15 protein-coding genes and 1 pseudogene are annotated in these 17537 nt (G+C 72.2%); 4 read left to right on the top strand and 12 right to left on the bottom strand.

What is annotated here, in order from left to right:
- The first annotated feature begins 17 nt into the window (after nucleotides 1-17).
- Nucleotides 18-470, top strand: coding sequence for an Lrp/AsnC family transcriptional regulator (locus ACNTMW_RS19775; protein ID WP_426635193.1), 453 nt, complete (start codon nucleotides 18-20; stop codon nucleotides 468-470).
- A gap of 111 nt (nucleotides 471-581) precedes the next feature.
- Here the strand turns inward: ACNTMW_RS19775 and ACNTMW_RS19770 are convergent, their stop codons facing one another.
- The 3 genes and pseudogenes from ACNTMW_RS19770 to ACNTMW_RS19760 form a co-directional block, all read right to left on the bottom strand.
- Nucleotides 582-1295, bottom strand: a complete 714-nt coding sequence (locus tag ACNTMW_RS19770; protein WP_426635158.1) for a class F sortase — start codon at nucleotides 1293-1295, stop codon at nucleotides 582-584.
- 31 nt (nucleotides 1296-1326) lie between these two features.
- Nucleotides 1327-1569, bottom strand: a complete 243-nt coding sequence (locus ACNTMW_RS19765; RefSeq protein WP_426635157.1) for a hypothetical protein — start codon at nucleotides 1567-1569, stop codon at nucleotides 1327-1329.
- 591 nt (nucleotides 1570-2160) lie between these two features.
- A pseudogene (locus tag ACNTMW_RS19760) lies at nucleotides 2161-2664 on the bottom strand (lytic polysaccharide monooxygenase auxiliary activity family 9 protein); the annotation flags it as partial.
- A 544-nt stretch (nucleotides 2665-3208) separates the two neighbouring features.
- On the opposite strand from ACNTMW_RS19760, the gene ACNTMW_RS19755 reads away from it, so the two are divergent.
- Complete coding sequence (locus ACNTMW_RS19755; RefSeq protein ID WP_426635156.1) at nucleotides 3209-4870, top strand: methyl-accepting chemotaxis protein; 1662 nt, start codon at nucleotides 3209-3211, stop codon at nucleotides 4868-4870.
- A 294-nt stretch (nucleotides 4871-5164) separates the two neighbouring features.
- On the opposite strand, the gene ACNTMW_RS19750 is transcribed toward ACNTMW_RS19755, so the two are convergent.
- The 3 genes from ACNTMW_RS19750 to ACNTMW_RS19740 form a co-directional block, all read right to left on the bottom strand.
- Nucleotides 5165-6742 (bottom strand): long-chain-fatty-acid--CoA ligase, encoded by a 1578-nt coding sequence (locus ACNTMW_RS19750; protein ID WP_426635155.1) that lies wholly within the window; start codon nucleotides 6740-6742, stop codon nucleotides 5165-5167.
- Complete coding sequence (locus ACNTMW_RS19745; RefSeq protein ID WP_426635154.1) at nucleotides 6739-7911, bottom strand: acyl-CoA dehydrogenase family protein; 1173 nt, start codon at nucleotides 7909-7911, stop codon at nucleotides 6739-6741. Before ACNTMW_RS19745 ends, ACNTMW_RS19750 begins: the two co-directional genes overlap by 4 nt.
- A gap of 81 nt (nucleotides 7912-7992) precedes the next feature.
- Entirely contained in the window at nucleotides 7993-9144 is a 1152-nt protein-coding gene (locus ACNTMW_RS19740; RefSeq protein WP_426635153.1) for an acyl-CoA dehydrogenase family protein, read from the bottom strand.
- Nucleotides 9145-9323: 179 nt separating this feature from the next.
- Between ACNTMW_RS19740 and ACNTMW_RS19735 the strand changes: the two genes are divergently transcribed.
- Nucleotides 9324-10016 carry a TetR/AcrR family transcriptional regulator gene (locus ACNTMW_RS19735; protein ID WP_426635152.1) on the top strand — a complete coding sequence of 231 codons (693 nt, stop codon included), beginning with the start codon at nucleotides 9324-9326 and terminating at the stop codon, nucleotides 10014-10016.
- Here the strand turns inward: ACNTMW_RS19735 and ACNTMW_RS19730 are convergent.
- Both ACNTMW_RS19730 and ACNTMW_RS19725 read right to left on the bottom strand, forming a co-directional pair.
- Nucleotides 10013-10843, bottom strand: coding sequence for a GNAT family N-acetyltransferase (locus ACNTMW_RS19730; RefSeq protein WP_426635151.1), 831 nt, complete (start codon nucleotides 10841-10843; stop codon nucleotides 10013-10015). The two genes, ACNTMW_RS19735 and ACNTMW_RS19730, sit on opposite strands and share 4 nt — an antisense overlap.
- A gap of 144 nt (nucleotides 10844-10987) precedes the next feature.
- On the bottom strand, nucleotides 10988-11872 hold the full coding sequence (locus tag ACNTMW_RS19725; RefSeq protein WP_426635150.1) for a hypothetical protein: 885 nt from the start codon (nucleotides 11870-11872) through the stop codon (nucleotides 10988-10990).
- A gap of 178 nt (nucleotides 11873-12050) precedes the next feature.
- Between ACNTMW_RS19725 and ACNTMW_RS19720 the strand changes: the two genes are divergently transcribed.
- Complete coding sequence (locus tag ACNTMW_RS19720; protein ID WP_426635149.1) at nucleotides 12051-13259, top strand: geranylgeranyl reductase family protein; 1209 nt, start codon at nucleotides 12051-12053, stop codon at nucleotides 13257-13259.
- A 36-nt stretch (nucleotides 13260-13295) separates the two neighbouring features.
- On the opposite strand, the gene ACNTMW_RS19715 is transcribed toward ACNTMW_RS19720, so the two are convergent.
- The 4 genes from ACNTMW_RS19715 to ACNTMW_RS19700 are packed head-to-tail and all read right to left on the bottom strand — an operon-like array spanning nucleotide 13296 to nucleotide 17531.
- A complete protein-coding gene (locus tag ACNTMW_RS19715; RefSeq protein ID WP_426635148.1) occupies nucleotides 13296-14540 on the bottom strand; it encodes a CehA/McbA family metallohydrolase in 1245 nt (414 codons plus the stop codon).
- Complete coding sequence (locus ACNTMW_RS19710; RefSeq protein ID WP_426635147.1) at nucleotides 14537-15709, bottom strand: ABC transporter ATP-binding protein; 1173 nt, start codon at nucleotides 15707-15709, stop codon at nucleotides 14537-14539. Before ACNTMW_RS19710 ends, ACNTMW_RS19715 begins: the two co-directional genes overlap by 4 nt.
- Before the next feature lie 17 nt (nucleotides 15710-15726).
- Entirely contained in the window at nucleotides 15727-16554 is an 828-nt protein-coding gene (locus tag ACNTMW_RS19705; RefSeq protein ID WP_426635146.1) for a carbohydrate ABC transporter permease, read from the bottom strand.
- Nucleotides 16551-17531 carry a carbohydrate ABC transporter permease gene (locus ACNTMW_RS19700; protein WP_426635145.1) on the bottom strand — a complete coding sequence of 327 codons (981 nt, stop codon included), beginning with the start codon at nucleotides 17529-17531 and terminating at the stop codon, nucleotides 16551-16553. Before ACNTMW_RS19700 ends, ACNTMW_RS19705 begins: the two co-directional genes overlap by 4 nt.
- Nucleotides 17532-17537: the final 6 nt, after the last annotated feature.

The raw sequence follows: 17537 nt of genomic DNA, 5'->3' as shown, positions 1-17537 counted from the left end.
CGGGACGAACGGTCCGCGTGCTCGACGACATCGACCGGCGGATCCTCGACGCGCTGGTCCGCGACGGGCGGGCGTCGATCCGGACCCTCGCCGAGCGCGTCCACATCTCGCGGACGAACGCGTACGCGCGGGTCGAGCGCCTGATGCGGGAAGGGGTAATCACCGGTTTCCGGGCCCAGGTGGCCCCGGAGCCGGCGGGGTTGGGCACGTCCGCCTACGTCAGCCTCACGATCGAGCAGAACACGTGGCGGGAGGTGTCGGCCCGGCTCGCGCAGATCCGGTACGTGGAGCACGCCGCCCTGCTCGGGGGCGACCACGACGTGCTCGCCCTGGTCCGCGCCCCGGACAACGCGGCCCTACGCGACCTGGTACTCAACCAGGTACAGAGCATCCCGGGGGTGCTGTCCACCCGGACCTGGCTGGTCTTCGAGGAGTTCGACGGCGTCGACACGCCGTGGACCCTCGGGTGATCACGGAGGGTCAGCGGCCCTGACGATCGAGGCGGGCGCAACCGGCGTACGACCGCGGGCCGGCACCGGCCGGCCCGCGGTCGGGGCAGTGTCCGTCGGCCCGCGGTCGGATCAGGTCGACGGGGCGAGTACGGCGTAGACGATCACGCTGTCCCGGTAGCTTGCCGCCTTCCGGTCGAAGCTGCCGCCGCAGGTGACGAGCCGAAGCTCCGGACGGGCGGTGGCGCCGTAGACCTTCTCGGTGGGAAAGTGGATCTTCGGCACCTGTTCCGTGTGCTCGACCACGAACCGGGCCGTCGTGCCGTCCTGCCGGGTGACGAATATCTGGCTCCCGGGCCGCAGCTCACGGAGGCGGAAGAAGACCCCCGGCCGGTCGTGCCCGTCCACATGGCCCAGGATCACGCTCGGTCCGACCTCTCCCGGGGTCGGGCCGAGCGCGTACCAGCCAGCCTGCATCGGCTTGGACACCGGCGGCACCTGGACGGTCCCGTCGGGGTTGAGTTCGAGTGGCATCAACGACGACACCGCGTCGATGGCGGGAACCGACAGCCGCACCGGTAGCGAGTGCGACAACGCCGGAGGCTGCGGGTCAGGCGACTGGCGCGGGCCGGGCGACTGGTGCGGGCCGGGCGACTGGCGCGGGCCGGGCGACTGGTGCGGGCCGGGCGACTGGTGCGGGCCGGGCTGTCCCGCCGCCGCACGGGAAGCGGTCGACGGGACAGCCGGAACGGTCGACGGGACAGCCGTGGATGTCCGGGATGCCCCGGTGGTGGCCGCCGTCAGGGCGATCATCGCCGCGAGGGCGAGGACTCGCAGGGCGACCACGTGAGCACCACGGGTTGGTCCCGGCGGGGAATCACTCATTCGCCACCCGGCGTCGCCGCGTCAGGGCGATGCCGACCGGGGCGAGGACGGCCAGGGCAGCCAGCGGCACCAGGAACTCGACATCGGATCCGGCCGTACCGCCGCCACCGGTGCGCGGGGCGCCGCTGGGTTTGACTGAGGGCGCGGTCGACTTGGTCGGAGCCGGCGAGGTCGTCTTCACCGGCGGCTTCGGCGAGGCCGTCTTCACCGGCGGGGTCGGCGAGGTCGTCTTCACTGGCGGGGTCGGGGACTTGCAGGGGCCGGACCACTCGTCCTGAGAATCGCAGGACGCCGGGACGACGGCAGGAGCGTGGGCCGCTGCCGCTGCCACCCCACCGGGAGCCCCTACCGCCATCACCGCGATCGACGCCGCCGCCAACAGGCGCGGCCGCACTCCGCTGCGTCGGCGAAGAGAGCCTCTCGCCGCCTCCGGGGACCCGTCCTCGATCATTTTTCGCACCAATACCTCCCGATAGACCCGGAAAATCGGAGTACCGAACGTGACCTGGTGATGCGTCACCGTCTGAGATCACGCTGGCGCCGGCCAAACCGGCGGCACGGATACACAGACAGGCGAGCAAGCCGTCGGCATCGGACCGGCGGTGCGTGCGGACTATCCACTGCGGACGGGATTAAACGAGGCGCGGACAACTAGTCTGTCGCTTGTGGACGAGTGCCGGCGCGGGCGGCGACGATCATCGCCACCCCGGCACCTGACCCGCCGGAAGACACGACGCGCCGGCGTCCGGGCCCAGGATGCCGGGCCCGGACGCCGTTCATCGCCTCCTGAGCCGATGCTCAGGTCATCACCGTCCGAGCGTCAGCTCACCTGGAGGTCGATGCAGGAGTAGAACGCGTTCGCCGTGTCGGCGATGTTCCAGATCGCGAGCACCTTCTGACGCCCGGTCCGGTTGCCCAGGTTGACGGTGTGGGACACGCTGGCGGGCGGCTGCTTGCCGCCGCCGTCGAACGACGCGATCCGCGTGTTGCCGATGTAGTACTCGAAGTTGGTGGTGGCGTGCCGGGCGGTGAAGACCCAGTTGAACGTCACCGACCGCCCCGCGGAGGTGGCGGGCCAGCCCTTGCTCTCGTCGTCGAGCACGGCGAACCGGGCGTTGCCGCCGCTGCAGCTGCGCAGCCCCTTGGGCCCCTCGACGCTCTGCGGCTCGTACTGGATCTGGCCGCAGTCCTTGACGCGCCCCTGCGCGCACAGGGCCTGCCGGCTGGGCGGCGCCGACACGTAACCGTGCGCGCTGGCGGGTACGGCTACCGCCAGCGAGGTCAGGACGGCGGCGGCCGTCAGTGCCGGGAGCGTGATCCGTTTTCGCATGCGGTCCTCCTTGGTCGTGGCGACGTGGTCCTGGCGACGTGGTGTCGTGGCGACGGGACGTGTTCCTGCGACGGTCTTGCTCGTGGCGCCGCGAGCTGGATGGGAGCGGAAACCGGAGCGCCGGCATCCGAGACGTCTCACCTAATTTAAAATAAAGAGTCCTAACAGTAAATGCCTACAGCGAAGATAATCGATGCACTTCGCCATGTGAGCACGGCATGCGTGGTAAGCGCGGCGCACGCGCCGCGCCGACGCAGAAGGCCCGGCCCCGGACCTGGCGACCTGGCGACCTGGCGACCTGGCGATCTAGCGATCTAGCGATCTAGCGATCTAGCGATCTAGCGATCTAGCGATCTAGCGACCTAGCCGACCTTATGCTCTATGTCACACTAAAACGCCTGAATCCGGATTGGTCGACAGTCGATGGGCAGGCGACAGAGGTCATAGCGCGCCCCTCCCGCGGTATGGCCGCCTCCCGCCCGGCCGTAGGCCAGCGGGACGAGGTGCCGCAGGGCCCCGGGCCGGCGGCGTAGATAGGAGCGTCATGAGCAACACGCGCACGAGCGCGGCGGGAGGTGGCCCGCGCTCATTCCGGCAGCGCGCCACCGACCTCCGCATCGGTACCAAGTTCCTGGCGACGGTGGCGGTGCTGGCCCTCAGCGTCATCGCCGTGACCGGCGTCGGAATCTGGGGCTCCTCCCGGCAGGCCGCCGCACGCAACCAGGTCGCCAACCTCACCGTGGTGGCGGCCGAGACCAAACAGCTCGCGTATTACAACCTCGACATCATCGCCTGGCAGGCCTGGTACATCCTGGACGCCTACGCCAAGGACCCGGTGACCGCGGTCGACCCGAACAGCGCCAACCGCAAGGGCTACATCGACTCCGTGGCGATCCTTCAGGACGTGCTCAAGGGCATGCACGAGCAGTGGATGACCCCGGAGCAGAAGGCGTTGACGGCCGAGATCCGCCAGGAGTGGGAGTCCGTCTTCGCCACCGACGACAAGATCGTCGCCGTACTGAAGAAGAACTCCCCCACCAGCGCGGCGGAGGCCGTGACGATCCTGAACGGGGACTCGAACGACCTGTTCTCCAAGCTCGGCGCATCCACCGACAAGCTCGTCGCGTCGGTGAACAAGGGCCGCGCACAGGCGAACAAGGATGCGGACAGCACCGCGCAGACCGTCCTCCTGCTCACGATCGTCGCGGCCGCGGTAGGGCTCGTGGTGGGCGGCGTCATCGCGCTGTGGAACTACCGCCTCATCGTGTCACCCGTGCGCCGGGTGCGAGACCTGCTCGGCAGGATGGCCGACGGCGACCTGACCGAGGCGGTCGACGTGGACAGTCGCGACGAGATCGGGCAGATGGCCGCCGCGCTGGAGCGGATGCGGGCGTCGGTCCGCGACACCGTCGCGCGGATCGTCGAGACGTCAGGCGCCCTGACCACCTCGTCGCAGCACCTGACCGAGGTCGGCGGCTCGATGTCCGCGGCTGCGCAGCAGATGTCAGCGCAGGCCAACGTGGTGGCCGAAACCGCCGAGGAGGTGTCGCGCAGCGTGCAGACCGTCGCGTCCGGCTCGGAGGAGATGGGCTCCTCGATCGGAGAGATCTCCCACAACGCCAACGAAGCGGTCACGGTCGCCGCCCAGGCGGTCGACGTGGCCGCCAGCACGACCGGGACGATGAGCAAGCTCGGCGAGTCCTCCGCTCGGATCGCCGACGTGGTCAAGGTGATCACGTCGATCGCCGAGCAGACCAACCTGCTGGCGCTGAACGCCACGATCGAGGCCGCGCGCGCCGGCGAGGCCGGCAAGGGCTTCGCGGTCGTGGCCAGCGAGGTCAAGGACCTGGCGCAGGAGACGGCGCGGGCGACCGAGGACATCTCACGGCGGGTCCATACGATCCAGACCGACACCGCCGGCGCGGTGGAGGCGATCGACGAGATCAGTGCCATCATCGGGCGGATCAACGACTACCAGCTGACCATCGCCTCGGCGGTGGAAGAGCAGTCGGCCACGACCGGGGAGATCACCCGCAGCGTGGCGGAGGCCGCCACGGGCAGTTCCGAGATCGCGTCGAACATCGCCGGCGTCGCGGCGGCCGCGTCGACCACCACCGAAGGTGTCGCCGAGTCGCAGCGGGCCGCCGAGGAGCTGGCCCGGATGAGCAGCGACCTGCAGCAGGTCGTCCGGCACTTCCGCGTCTGACCTACCAGCCCGCCCGGGGCGACCGCGACCCCGGCCCGTCCGGCGGACGGGCCGGGGTCGCGGATATACAAAACCCCACGCCGGACCGGCGTGGGGTTTTGGCGCCGGTGTGCAGGTCGCCTCGCGGCGAGTGGCGCGACGCGGCTCCGGCCGAACGGTATTCCGCGACGGCAAATGGGATGAGGCCCGGGGACACTGATCACACCGACGTGAAGTACAACCTTCCACGGAACAGCGATAATCCGCCGCATTTTGTGCAACAGGTCACAAAAGGCGGCGCCAGGTCAACGGGAGTCAGGGCGCGACGCCCGTGTGCTGCCCCGCGATCGTCCGTCGCAGTTCCCGTTTGAGCACCTTGTGGCTGGGCCCGAGCGGAAGCTCGTCGACGAAGCGGATCTGGCGCGGGTACTTGTGCCGGCCCAGCCGTTCCCGGCTCCAGGCGATGAGCTCGTCCTCGGTGAGCGACGGCCCTTCGCCGTCGAGCACCCCGCCGTCGAGGACCACGACCGCGCAGATCTCCTCGCCGTGCACCTCGTCCGGTACGCCGATCACGGCGACCTGTGCCACGGCCGGATGCCGGGCGAGCACCTCCTCCACCTCGCGCGGGTACACGTTGAAGCCGCCGCGGATGACCAGGTCCTTCTTCCGGTCCACGATCGAGATGAACCCATCGGCGTCCTTGGTACCGAGGTCGCCGGTGCGGAACCAGCCGTCCACGAGCGCCTGTTCGGTCGCCTCCGGCCGGCCGAGGTAGCCGGCGAAGACGTTGTGCCCGCGGATCACGATCTCGCCCAGTTCCCCGTCCGGCACCAGCTCGATCCGATCGTCCAGTTCGGCGCGGGCGACCTCGACCTCGACACCCCAGATCGGGTGGCCGACGGTCCCGGGCCGGGTGCCGAAGTGCGGCTGGTTGACCGACGCCGTCGGCGAGGTCTCCGACAGCCCGTACCCTTCGAAGATGGTCGTCGAGAACGCCGCGTTGAACCTCTCGAGCACGGCCACCGGCAGCGACGCCCCGCCGGAGATGCACAGCCGCAGCTGCGGCAGTCGCTCGTACCGGGCCGCCGCCTCCACCAGCGCGACGTACATGGTCGGCACGCCGTGGAAGACGTTGACGCCCTCGCGCAGCATCAACTCGATCGCCGCGTCGCCGGTGAACCGCGGCAGCAGCACCATCGTGCCACCGACGCGGAACGTCGAGTTCATGCTGACCGTCTGCCCGAACGTGTGGAACAGCGGCAGGCAGCCCAGCGCCACGTCGTCGCTGCGCACGTCGTTGGCGTCGAAGGCGTTGACCGTCGCGTTCATCACCAGGTTCAGATGGGTGAGCAGGGCACCCTTCGGCTCGCCGGTGGTGCCGCTGGTGTAGAAGACGACCGCGGTGTCCTCCGCCGCGCGGGTGACGTACGAGCGCAGCGGCTGCACGGCCGCGCTCACGTCCTCCAGCCGCCGCACCTGTCCCGCTGTCTCCGCGGGGACCGGTCCCACGGTGACCAGCGGGATCCCGGCCGACCGCGCCGCCTCGGTGCCCATGGTGAGCTGGCTGGTGTGGCAGACCAGGACGTCCGCCCGGCTGTCGCGCAGGACGTACGCGGCTTCATCGGCGGTGAGCAGAAGGTGGACCGGCACCACCGTGGCGCCGGCCGCGAGCGCGCCGTAGTAGACGCGCGGGAACTCCACCACGTTGGGTGCGATCATGGCGACCGTGTCACCGGGCTGGACGCCCAGGTCACCCAAGGCCGCCGCGTACGTCCGGGCCTGCTCCCACAACTGCGCGTACGTGACCCGGACGGCGCCGTCGACGACGGCGACCTTGTCGGGGTACCGGCGGGCCGACTCGGCGAGGATCGTCGCCAGCGAGAGCGCCGTCACGCGAGGTGACCGCCGATCATGGTGTACCCGCGCAGCAGGTCACGGGAGATGATCAGCCGCTGCATCTCGTCGGTGCCCTCGAAGATCCGGTACAGCCGGACCTGGCGGTACCACCGCTCGATCGGCAGCTCACGGGTGTAGCCCATGCCGCCGTGGATCTGCAGGACCCGGTCGACGACCCGGTTGACCATGCCCGCGCCGTACAGCTTCGCCATCGACGACGAGTGCCGCGGGTCGAGCCCGGCGTCGATGCTCCAGGCGGCCTTGAGTACCAGCCACCGCGCGGCCTCCAACTCGACCTCCGAGTCGGCGATCATCCACTGGATCGCCTGGTTGGTGCCGATCGGCTTGCCGAACGTCTCCCGGGTGCGGGCCTGCTCGAGCGCCATCGACAGCGCCCGCTCGGCGATGCCGATGGCGTGTGACGGGATCGTGTACCGGCCCTTGCCGATCCACTGCATGCCCAGGTTGAAGCCCTGCCCGATCTCGCCGAGGATGTTGCGGCTGGGTACCCGGACGTTGTCGAAGATCAGCGACGCCGGGCCGCCCTCCCCCATGGTCTGGATGAACTCCGAGCGCCAGCCCATCGCGCGGTCGACGAGGAACGCGGTGGTGCCGCCGCCACGCACGCCCTTCTCCTTGTCGGTCACCGCGACCACGATGGCGAAGTCGGCGTCGTTGCCGTTGGTGATGAAGGTCTTCTCGCCGTTGAGGATCCAGTCGTCGCCGTCGGAGCGGGCGGACAGCTTGATGTTGGCCGCGTCCGAGCCGGCACCCGGCTCGGTGATGGCGAAGCAGGAGATGCGCTCACCCTCGATGGTGGGGAGGAGGTACTCCTGCTTCTGCTCCTCGTTGGCGTAGAACAGGATGTTGTCGGCCTCGCCGCCGAAGCGGAACGGCACGAACGTCCGCCCCAGCTCGGTCCAGATCAGCGACTGCATGACGGCCGGCAGGTCCATGCCGCCGTACTCTTGCGGCGTACCGAGCCCCCAGAAGCCGAACTTCTTCGCCTTGAGCTGCAGCTCGCGCAGTTCGCCGCGGTCCAGGCCGGGCTGGTGGGCCCGCTCGCGCCGCAGCACCTCCTGTTCCAGAGGCATGACCTCCTTACGGATGAAGTCGCGGGCGGTGTCGCGGATCGCCTTCTCTTCGTCGCCGAGGGAGAAGTCCATGGTGTTCCTCCGGATGGTGGTGAGGGCCGGTCGCGATGGTGGTGAGGGCCGGTCGCGGGTCAGGTGGGGCGGTCGGGCCGGTCAGCCGAACGCGTTGACGCCGGTCAGCGCGCGGCCGATGAGCAGCTGCTGGATCTGGCTGGTTCCCTCGTAGAGGGTCGTGACGCGGGCGTCGCGCAGGTACTTGCCGACCGGGTACTCGTCGATGTAGCCGTAGCCGCCGAAGACCTGGAGCGCGTTGTTGGCCGCGCGCACGGCGGCCTCGCTGGCGAACAGCTTCGCCATGGACGACTCGGTGGCGAACTGCTCGCCCCGGTCGATGAGGTCGGCGACCCGCCACACCAGCAGCCGGGCAGCGGCGGTGTCCACGGCGATGTCCGAGATGAGCTGCTGCACCAGCTGGTACGACGCGATCGGCTTGCCGAACTGCTGGCGGTCGCGGGCGTAGGCCACGGCGGCGTCCAGGCACCCCTGCGCGATGCCGACGCAACCGGCCGCGACCGACATCCGCCCCTTGGCCAGGGCCGCCATCGCGATGCTGAACCCCTTGCCCTCAGCGGCGAGCCGGGCGGAGTCGGGTACCCGGACGTTGTCGAAGACCAGCTCCGCGGTGGCCTGGCCGCGCAGGCCGAGCTTGCCGTGGATCTCCCGGCGGGTCAGCCCGGCCGTGTCGGTCGGCACGAGGAACGCGCTGATGCCCCGGTGACCGTCGCCGCCGGTGCGCACGAAGACCAGCGCGACGTCGGCCAATGTGCCGTTGGTGATGAAAATCTTCGACCCGGAGATGACCCAGTCGTCGCCGTCGCGCACGGCCCGGGTACGCAGCGACGCCGCGTCGGAGCCGGTGTCCGGTTCGGTGAGCGCGAAGCAGCCGAGCGCCTCGCCGGCGCACAGCCGCGGCAGCCACTCCCGCTTCTGCGCTTCGGTGCCGTAGGCGGCGATCGACTTGGCGACCAGGCCGAGCGACACCGAGACGATGCCCCGCACCGACGAGTCGCCACGCCCCAGCTCCTCCAGGACCAGGCAGTACGCCAGGTGGTCGCCGCCGGACCCGCCGTGGTCCTCGGGGATCGTCAGTCCGAGGAAGCCCAGGTCACCGAGCTTGGAGACGATGCCGGGGTCGACCGCTTCACGGCGGTCCCACTCGGCGGCGTGCGGAACCACCTCGCGATCGACGAAGTCGGCGGCGAGCTGCCGCACCGCGGTCTGCTCCGGGGAGAGCACCAGGTCCATGTCGTCTCCGTCACCTCGGGGAACCCCATTAAACTAGCGGTGGAAGTTTTCCGTCGTCCAGTCCCCGATATGGCAGAGTTCGCCTGACGTCCACAGCGCCTGGCACCCACAGCACCTGACGTCCACAGCACCCGACACCCGCAGCACCCGACAACCGCACGGCTCCGGAGAGGTGGCCCATGGCCAGACCGCGTCAAGCGCTGCTGAGCCGGCAGCGCATCATCGAGGCGGCCACCGACCTGATCGACCGGGAGGGCCTCGCCGCGCTGTCGACCCGCCGGCTCGCCGCCGAGCTGGGCGTACGCGGACCGTCGCTGTACAACCACGTGGCGACCAAGGAGGACCTCCTCGACGCCGTCGCCGACGCCGTGACCGCACAGGTCGACATCTCGGTTTTCGGCCGCTACGACTGGCGGGTGGCGCTGCGGCGATGGGCCCGCTCGTACCGCGACGCGCTGGCCGCGCACCCGAACATCGTCCCGTACCTCGCCCAGGGGCCGGGCCGCCGGCCGGCGTCGCTCGCCATGGCCGACGCGGTGTACGGCGGGCTGGTCGACGCGGGCTGGCCGCCGGCCCGCGCCACCCACATCGGCGCGTTGATGCGCTACTTCGTCGCCGGTTCGGCGCTCGGCTCGTTCGCCCGCGGATTCGTCGAGGATCCGCAGCTCTACGCAGGCCGGTACCCGCACCTGACGGGCGCGCACCGGCTCGCCGAGCACCAGCAGAGCGTCGACGAGGGCGCGTTCACCCTCGGCCTCGACGCCCTCATCGACGGGCTGTCGGCCGTCTACGAACAGGTCGTCGGCCCGCTCCCACCACTGCCGGCCGAGAACGAGCTGCCGACCCAGGACGGCCCGATCGTGGAAGGTTAGGCACCACCTAGGACGGCGGATCCCCCTACGAAGGACAGGATGACGTGGTCCCCGACCGGGCGGTAGCCCAGACGCTGGTAGAGGCCGTTGCTCGTCGGGTTGGCCAGGTCGGCGAAGAGCAGCACCTCGGCCGCACCGCCGGTCCGCGCGGCCCGGCTCACCGCGGCGGTCACGGCACCGGCGTAGCCCCGGCCGCGCAGCCGTGGCGGGGTGTACACGGGTCCGACCCGGACCATCCCGGCGACCGGGCGGGTGACCCCGGCCATCGCGACGGGCGCCCCGTTCACCTCCCACAGCAGCACGCCGCCGTGGCCGATGCGGTCCGCGACCACGTTCGTACGGTCGCTCGGAGTGTCACCCACCTCCACCACGAACTCCTCCCACCAGGCCAGCACCAGGTCGAGGTCGGCGGTGCCGGCGATCCGCGCGTGGCCGGGCGGCGCGGGCCGCGGTGGGGTCAGGTCCGCGAGCCGGTACAGCCGGTGCTGCTGGTGAAGGTGGACGGCGCCGCCGGTACGCCGCACCCACTCGGCGGCGAACGCCTCGGCGACCTCCCGGTCCCCGTTGACGCCGGACAGCGGTCGGCCGAGGGCCGCCAGGTGCTCCGCCAGGGACGGTACGGCCGGCCCGGGCAGGCGGGTGACCACCGCCGGGTACGGCGGGGTGTGCACGAACACACCCGCCACCGCCGCCCGCTCCGGTCGCCACCAGCCGAGCAGCGGGCTGTCCCCGCCGTAGGCCGTGACGCCACTCGTGCCGAGCGTCTCCGCGATGGTCAGCGGCAGGGTGTTCGCCGCCGCCCTCGCGTGCAGGAAATCGCCCGCCACCGCTAGAAACGTCCCGGGGTCCCCCGTCGTGAACCAGGCCATGGCCCATCCTCCGACACGCCGCCGCCGGGGCGCATCAGATTTCCTGGATCACCGGACGCCGTGGCCGCTCACCGGGCACCGGTCACCCGGCGCCGTGGCCGCTCACCGGGCGCCGCGAGGCAGTGCCGCCACCCGCTGGGCCGGTACCCGCTGACCGGGTACGCGCCGCACCTCCGACGCCGCCTGGGCTGCCACCGCCCGGGCCGGTACCCGCTGGGTGAGCTCCGCCTGGGCCGGTACCCGCGCCGCCAGCGCCGTCCGCTGCCGGCGCGGCAGTTCGGCGGCCAGCCGGACGCTCGCCTGGCGGGCCCGCAGCCCCGCCGCGAACGCCTCGTCGTCGAGGCTGCGCCGGGCGGCCGCCGCCGTGTCGGCCGCGTGCCGGGCGGCCCGTTCCATCTCCGCGGCGGTCCGGTACGCCGCCAGCATCCGCTGCCGTCCGGCCCGGCGCAGCATCGCCTCCTGCTCGCAGGGGTGCCGGCGCGGATCCCAGCCGTTGCGGTGCGCCAGGACGTCGGCCAGCTGCTCGGCGGTCAACTCGCCGCGCTGGTACGCCGCGGTCGCCGCGTCGTGCAGGTACCGTTCGCGGAAGCCCCGGTCGTCCGGGTCGTCCGCACTGGACGGCAGGGGGTACGCGGCCGCGAGCGAGGCGCGCCGGGCCGCCGCGTCCGCCGCCTCGAACGCCTGCCACGCGGCCTCGCGCGTCTGGTGTGCCACCGTCCACTCCCGGTGCCGACGCTCGGCCGTCACCTCCGCCCGGCTGGCCGCCACCCGCAGTTCCTCGGCGTACCGGTGCAGCTCCGCCGCCTGTGCACGGAGGCGGACCCGGCGGAAGCGCGACTCCGCGACCCGGGCCGCCAGCGCGCGTAGCCGGTGGCGCCCCTCCGGGGCCAGCAGGACGGCGATGACGAGCACGGTGAACGCGATGAGCGCGACCTCGATCGTCACCGCATGCCACATGATGTGCAGGGGCTTCTGCGTGACCGGCATGGATGCCACGTACCGCCCGCGCGGATCCGCTAAACACGCGGAGCGGCTGAACACGGCGTGACGCGTCCCACGTACCGGCGCTGGCCGGCGGCAACGGGTCCGGATGGTGCGATCCCGGCGCGGGCGGCGACGGGCCGGCCGGGAGGGTCACCCGACCGGCTGGGATAAGCTGCCGGCCATGTCGGCGTCGGTGGCGCGGGACGCGTCGGTGGTGTGGGATGTGGCCGTCGTCGGCGCCGGGCCGGCGGGGCTCGCGGCGGCGTACACGGCGGCACGTGCCGGTGCCCGGACCGTGGTGGTCGAGCGCGCCGCGCACCCCCGGTACAAGACCTGCGGCGGCGGCCTGGTCGGCGCCTCCCTCGACGTGGTCACGTCCCTGGAGCCGGACGCGCCGGCGGTACTGGCCCGGCGTGACCGGGTACGCGCCGCGACCTTCACCCACAACGGCCGCCGGGGCTTCACCCGGCGCGACCCGGCACCACTGCTGGGCATGGTGCGCCGCGACGAGTTCGACGACGCGCTGCGGGAGAGCGCCGTCGCGGCGGGCGCGGTCGTGCGGGAGCGGACCCGGGTGCGCGGCATCGACCAGGCGGACGGACACGCGTACGTCCGGCTCGCCGACGGCGGCAGCGTGGCGGCGCGGGTCGTGGTCGGCGCCGACGGCTCGTCCGGGGTGACCGCCCGGCACGTGGGTGTCCGGTTCGGACAGGTGGATCTCGGTCTGGAGCTGGAGCTGCCGGTGCCCGACCCGGTACACGACCGGTGGCGGGGCCGGGTGCTGATCGACTGGGGGCCGCTGCCCGGTTCGTACGCGTGGGTGTTCCCCAAGGACCACCGGCTGACTGTCGGGGTCATCGCCGCGCGCGGTCACGGCGAGCGGACCCGGGCGTACCTCCGGGACTTCGTCGACCGGCTGGGCCTGGCCGGCATCGAGCCGATCCACGACTCGGGCCACCTCACCCGGTGCCGGACCGACGACTCGCCGCTGCGCCGCGGCCGCGTGATCGTCGCCGGTGACGCGGCGGGCCTGCTGGAGCCGTGGACCCGCGAGGGGATCAGCTACGCGCTGCGCTCCGGTACGGCGGCCGGGTCGGTGGCCGCCCGCGCCGCGCTCGGCGACACCGAGACCGACACCGAGGAAGCCCTGCGCGGGTACGCGGCCGAGATCGAACGGACCCTGGTATCGGAGATGCGCGCCGGTCGCCGGCTGCTCGCGGCGTTCACCCGGCACCCGGGGGCGTTCCACCTGGCGCTCGCCACGCCGCCGGGCTGGCGATGGTTCGCCCGGTTCTGCCGCGGCGACACCAGCTTCGCGTCCGTGATCAACCGGTTGCCGGTACGCGCGGCGCTCGCCGCCATGACCCGGGAATCCGCGCCACGATCGTGACGAGTACGGGTGTCATGCCCCACGAACTCGTCACGGTCACGAACAGATGGCGAGCACCTGCGCCCGGTGGTCCTCCAGCCAGTACGGCCCGGCCGCGGCCGGGAACACCACCCGCGCTCCGCGTACCGGCCGACGGCGGCCGGTGAAGTCGACCAGCAGCGTACCGTCGGCGTCGACCGCGACCAGCTCGTCGCCGACGCGGACCAGGACCGGGCCGGTCGGTGACGCGGTGACCGCGACCCGTCCGGCGGCGAGCCCGGCGAGCACCCCGTCGACGGTACGGTCGGCGCACGCCACCCAGGTCGTCGGGCGGCCCGGCAGCTCCCCCGGCCGGGGCGCGTGGAAGTCCGAACCGCCGACCGGGACGGTGTCGGTACCCCAGGCGAGCAGCCAGGCCAGCGGCGCCCCCCAGGTGCGGTCCCACCAGCCGGAGTGCCACACCTCGGCCAGCGGCGGGCGGGTGTCCAGCCGGTGCAGCCAGGCGAAGTCGGCGCCGAGCGGGTGGTTGACCGACAGCAGCCCGCCCCGTTCGTCCACGGTCGACACCCAGGCGTCGGCCGGCCGGCGGAAGTCGACCCAGCCGATGTCGCCGTAGGCGTTCGCGTGCCCCCGGTCGGTGGTCAGCTCCTGGCCGGGTACCAGGACCAGCCCGGTGGCCGCGGCGGCGGCGGGCAGCTCGTCGTGGTGGGAGACGGTGTTGTGGTCGGTGACCGCGAGGAAGTCCAGGCCGCTGCCGGCCGCGAGTACCGCCAGTTCGGTGACGGTCAGCACGCCGTCCGAGTGCACGGTGTGCGCGTGCAGGTCACCGGCGAGCCAGCGCAGGCCCGGCAGGGCGGGCAGGTCGCGCGCCGGTGGCCGGGCTGGTGATCGGCCCGCCCCGGGGCCGTCGGCCGGCCCGTCGGCCGGTACGGCCGGGACCGGGTGCGGCGGGTCCGGCACCGACAGCGCCGGCTCGGCCCGTACCGTCCACGGCAGCCCCTCCGGCGGTACCCGGTGCAGTCCGAGGATCACCCGCCAGGAGCCGGGGCTCACCGGGCCGCGCAGGTAGCCCGGGGTCGCCCAGGGCCCGGTGATGGTGAACTCCGACCGCGCCCCGCCCGACCAGCCACGGAACCGGCCGTCCGGGTCCAGGCAGCCGAGGTCGAGTACGCCCGCGCCGGTGTCGTACGTCAGGGTCACCGTCAGCCGCCGCGCGCCCGCCGGCACGTCGACCGGCAGGTACCGGTACCGCGCCTCCGCCCGGTCGTCCGGCCACCACGTACCACTGTGGATCGTCCTCATCCCACCAGCTCCCCATCCGAATCGCGGTAGAGCAGTACCCGGCCCGGCGCGGGCGTGAGCCACACCGTGGCACCGGGCGCCGGTTCGGCGTCCTCGGGCACGGTAACGCCGATGAGCGCGCCGGCACCCGCGCCGGCCCCGTTGCTCACGCCGGCCCCGGCACCCGCGTCGGCCCCGGCTGCCTCGACGGTCACCAGCGACACCGCGCCCAGGTGCTCGACGATCGACACCTGGCCGGTGAGCGCACCCGGGACGGGCGTGGTCGACAACGTGAGGTACTCCGGCCGTACCCCGACGACGACCCGGTCCCCGGCGGCCACCGCGGCGCCGTCCGGCACCGTGATCGTCCCGCCGGCCACCGTCACGGCCATCCCGCCGCGAGACACCGTCCTGCCCCCTGCCGGGTCGTCGCCGGCGGTGCCCTCCCCGACGACACCCGGCAGCAGGTTCATCGGGGTGGAGCCGATGAAGTTGGCCACGAAGGTGTTGGCCGGCCGGCCGAACACCTCGCGCGGGGTACCCACCTGGCGGATCCGGCCGGCCTCCATGACCGCGATCCGGTCGGCGAGCGCCAGCGCCTCGGCCTGGTCGTGGGTCACGAAGATCGTGGTGACGCCCAGGCCGCGCTGCAGCCGCTTGAGGAAGGTCCGCGCCTCCAGCCGCAGTCGGGCGTCCAGGTTGGACAGCGGCTCGTCGAACAGGAACACCGACGGCCGGCAGGCGACCGCACGGGCCAGCGCGACCCGTTGCTGCTGGCCGCCGGAGAGCGCCGCCGGCCTGCGCTCCATCAGCCCGGCCAGGCCCAGGCTGGCGCCGACGTCGGTCGCCCGGGCGGCCCGCTCCGGTCGCGCCTGGCGGCGCACGCGCAGCGGGTAGGCGATGTTGTCCAGTACGGTCATGTGCGGGAAGAGCGCGTAGTCCTGGAACACCATGGCGACGTCACGGGCGCCGGGCACCAGCCGGGTCACGTCCCGGTCGCCGATGCGCACCTCGCCGGAGGTCGGCGACTCCAGCCCGGCGACCGTCCGCAACAGCGTCGTCTTCCCACAGCCGGACGGGCCGAGCAGCGCGAAGAACTCGCCGTCGGCGATCGACAGGTCGAGCGTGTCGAGCGCCCGGACGCCGCCGGGGAACTCCTTGGTCAGCCCGCTGAGGGTCACGCCCGCCATCTCAGACCCCCACCATCTCAGCTCTTGATCCCGCCGTGGAAGCGGAAGCCGTACCGGCTCCACGCGAACAGGTACATGACCACCACCGGTATCGAGTACAGCAACGAGAACGTGGCGATCAGCGCGAGGTCGGGTGAGCCACCCTCGGTGTACAGGGTGCGTACGACCACGGCGGCCGGCTGCTTGCCGGGGTCGCGCAGCAGGATGAACGGGGTCAGGAAGCTGCCCCAGACCTGGACGACCGTCCAGACCGCCATGGTGGCGATGCCGGGCCGGGCCACCGGCACCACGACCTGCCGCAGGATCTGCAACGGCGAGGCACCGAACACCCGCGCGGACTCCTCGTACGAGCGCGGGATCGTGTCGATGAAGTCCTTCAGCAGGAAAATCGCCGCGGGCAGCAGACCGCCGGAGAGCACCAGGACGACACCGGCCCGCGAGTCGATCAGGTTCAACTGGAAGATCAGCAGGAAGATCGGCACCATCGCGGCGGTACCCGTGATGACGCTCGACAGCAGCAGCAGCGCGTACAGCAGGGCGTCCCGACCGGGGATCGGCACCCGGGACAGCGCGTACGCCGCCAGCGCCGCCGCCACCACCACGACCACCATCGTGCCCACGGCCAGCAGGACGGAGTTGACCAGCGAGCTGACCGCGTACGGGTTGCGGCCGATCTCGGCGAAGTTGCCCAGGGTGACCGTGCGCGGCGGCCGCACCGCGTACGTCGGGGCGGCGTCGAACGGCGCCGACAGCAGCCACAGCAGCGGCAGCGCGAAGAACGCCGTGCCCACGCCGATCGCGACGTAGGTCAGGATCCGCGACACGACGGTTCTCATCGCGCTCATGCCGGCCGCACCCGGGCCGCCCGCAGGTACACCAGCGCCAGCAGCAGGTTGATCAGCAGCACCAGCAGCGAGATCGCCCCCGAGTAGCCCATCTCGCCGCCGACGATCGCGGTGTTGTAGATGTAGGCGGCGACCACCTCCGACCGGTGGTTCGGCCCGCCCGCCGTCAGCAGGAACGGCGTGAAGTCGTTGAACGTCCAGAGCGTGATCAGCAGCGTGTTGGTCAGCGCGTACCGGCGGATGTTCGGCCCGATCACGTCGCGCAGCGTCTGCGGAGTCGACGCCCCGGCCAGGCGGGCGGTCTCCAACTGCGACGGCGGCACCCCCGACAGTGCCGCCCCGTAGAGCATCATCGAGAACGCGGTGCCCCGCCAGACGTTGAAGAGCACGATCGCGACCATCGGGTACGCCACGAGCCAGGCGGTGCCGGGCACCCGCCCGAGGGTGACGTTGAGGGTACCGGCGTCGCGGTCGAGCATCGCGATCCACAGGAACGCCACGACCGAACTGGGCAGGATCCAGGCGAGCAGGACGAGCGCCTCGACCGTACGGCGCACCGCGCGGCGGGCCGTGCGCAGCGCGTACGCGAGGGCGAAGCCCAGCACGTTCTGGCCGAGCACCGCCGAGCCCAGGACGAAGACCAGGGTCAGCCACATCGACCGGTAGAACGACGGGTCGGTCAGCGCCCGCCGGTAGTTGTCCAGCCCGACGGCCCGCGGTACCCGGGCCGCCACGCCGGTCAGCCGGTAGTCGGTCACGCCGATGTAGAGCGTCCACAACGCGGGGAAGACCAGGAAGACGCCGATCAGCGCGAGCGCCGGCGCGACGAACCCGACCGCGCGCCACCGCCCGAGCCCCACCGCGTCGCCGCCCGCCGGGCCCGGGTCCACGGCCGGCGCGGCGACCGGCGGCACGGTCCCCGCCGCCGTCACCGGCGCTGCCGTGTCCAGCGCCGCCGTGTCCGGCGCTGCCGTCACCGGCAC

This window comes from Planosporangium spinosum, assembly GCF_049999945.1.
Classification (GTDB): domain Bacteria; phylum Actinomycetota; class Actinomycetes; order Mycobacteriales; family Micromonosporaceae; genus Planosporangium; species Planosporangium spinosum.
The sequence above is the reverse complement of the archived record's forward strand: the minus strand, read 5'-3'. Positions and strand labels throughout refer to the sequence as shown.

Excerpts from the sequence above, each read along its gene's own strand:
- ACNTMW_RS19705 (WP_426635146.1), bottom strand. The coding sequence starts at position 16,554 with ATGAGCGCGATGAGAACCGTCGTGTCGCGGATCCTGACCTACGTCGCG.
- ACNTMW_RS19725 (WP_426635150.1), bottom strand. The coding sequence starts at position 11,872 with ATGCCGGTCACGCAGAAGCCCCTGCACATCATGTGGCATGCGGTGACG.
- ACNTMW_RS19740 (WP_426635153.1), bottom strand. The coding sequence starts at position 9,144 with ATGGACCTGGTGCTCTCCCCGGAGCAGACCGCGGTGCGGCAGCTCGCC.
- ACNTMW_RS19735 (WP_426635152.1), top strand. The coding sequence starts at position 9,324 with ATGGCCAGACCGCGTCAAGCGCTGCTGAGCCGGCAGCGCATCATCGAG.
- ACNTMW_RS19715 (WP_426635148.1), bottom strand. The coding sequence starts at position 14,540 with ATGAGGACGATCCACAGTGGTACGTGGTGGCCGGACGACCGGGCGGAG.
- ACNTMW_RS19755 (WP_426635156.1), top strand. The coding sequence starts at position 3,209 with ATGAGCAACACGCGCACGAGCGCGGCGGGAGGTGGCCCGCGCTCATTC.
- ACNTMW_RS19710 (WP_426635147.1), bottom strand. The coding sequence starts at position 15,709 with ATGGCGGGCGTGACCCTCAGCGGGCTGACCAAGGAGTTCCCCGGCGGC.
- ACNTMW_RS19745 (WP_426635154.1), bottom strand. The coding sequence starts at position 7,911 with ATGGACTTCTCCCTCGGCGACGAAGAGAAGGCGATCCGCGACACCGCC.
- ACNTMW_RS19720 (WP_426635149.1), top strand. The coding sequence starts at position 12,051 with ATGTCGGCGTCGGTGGCGCGGGACGCGTCGGTGGTGTGGGATGTGGCC.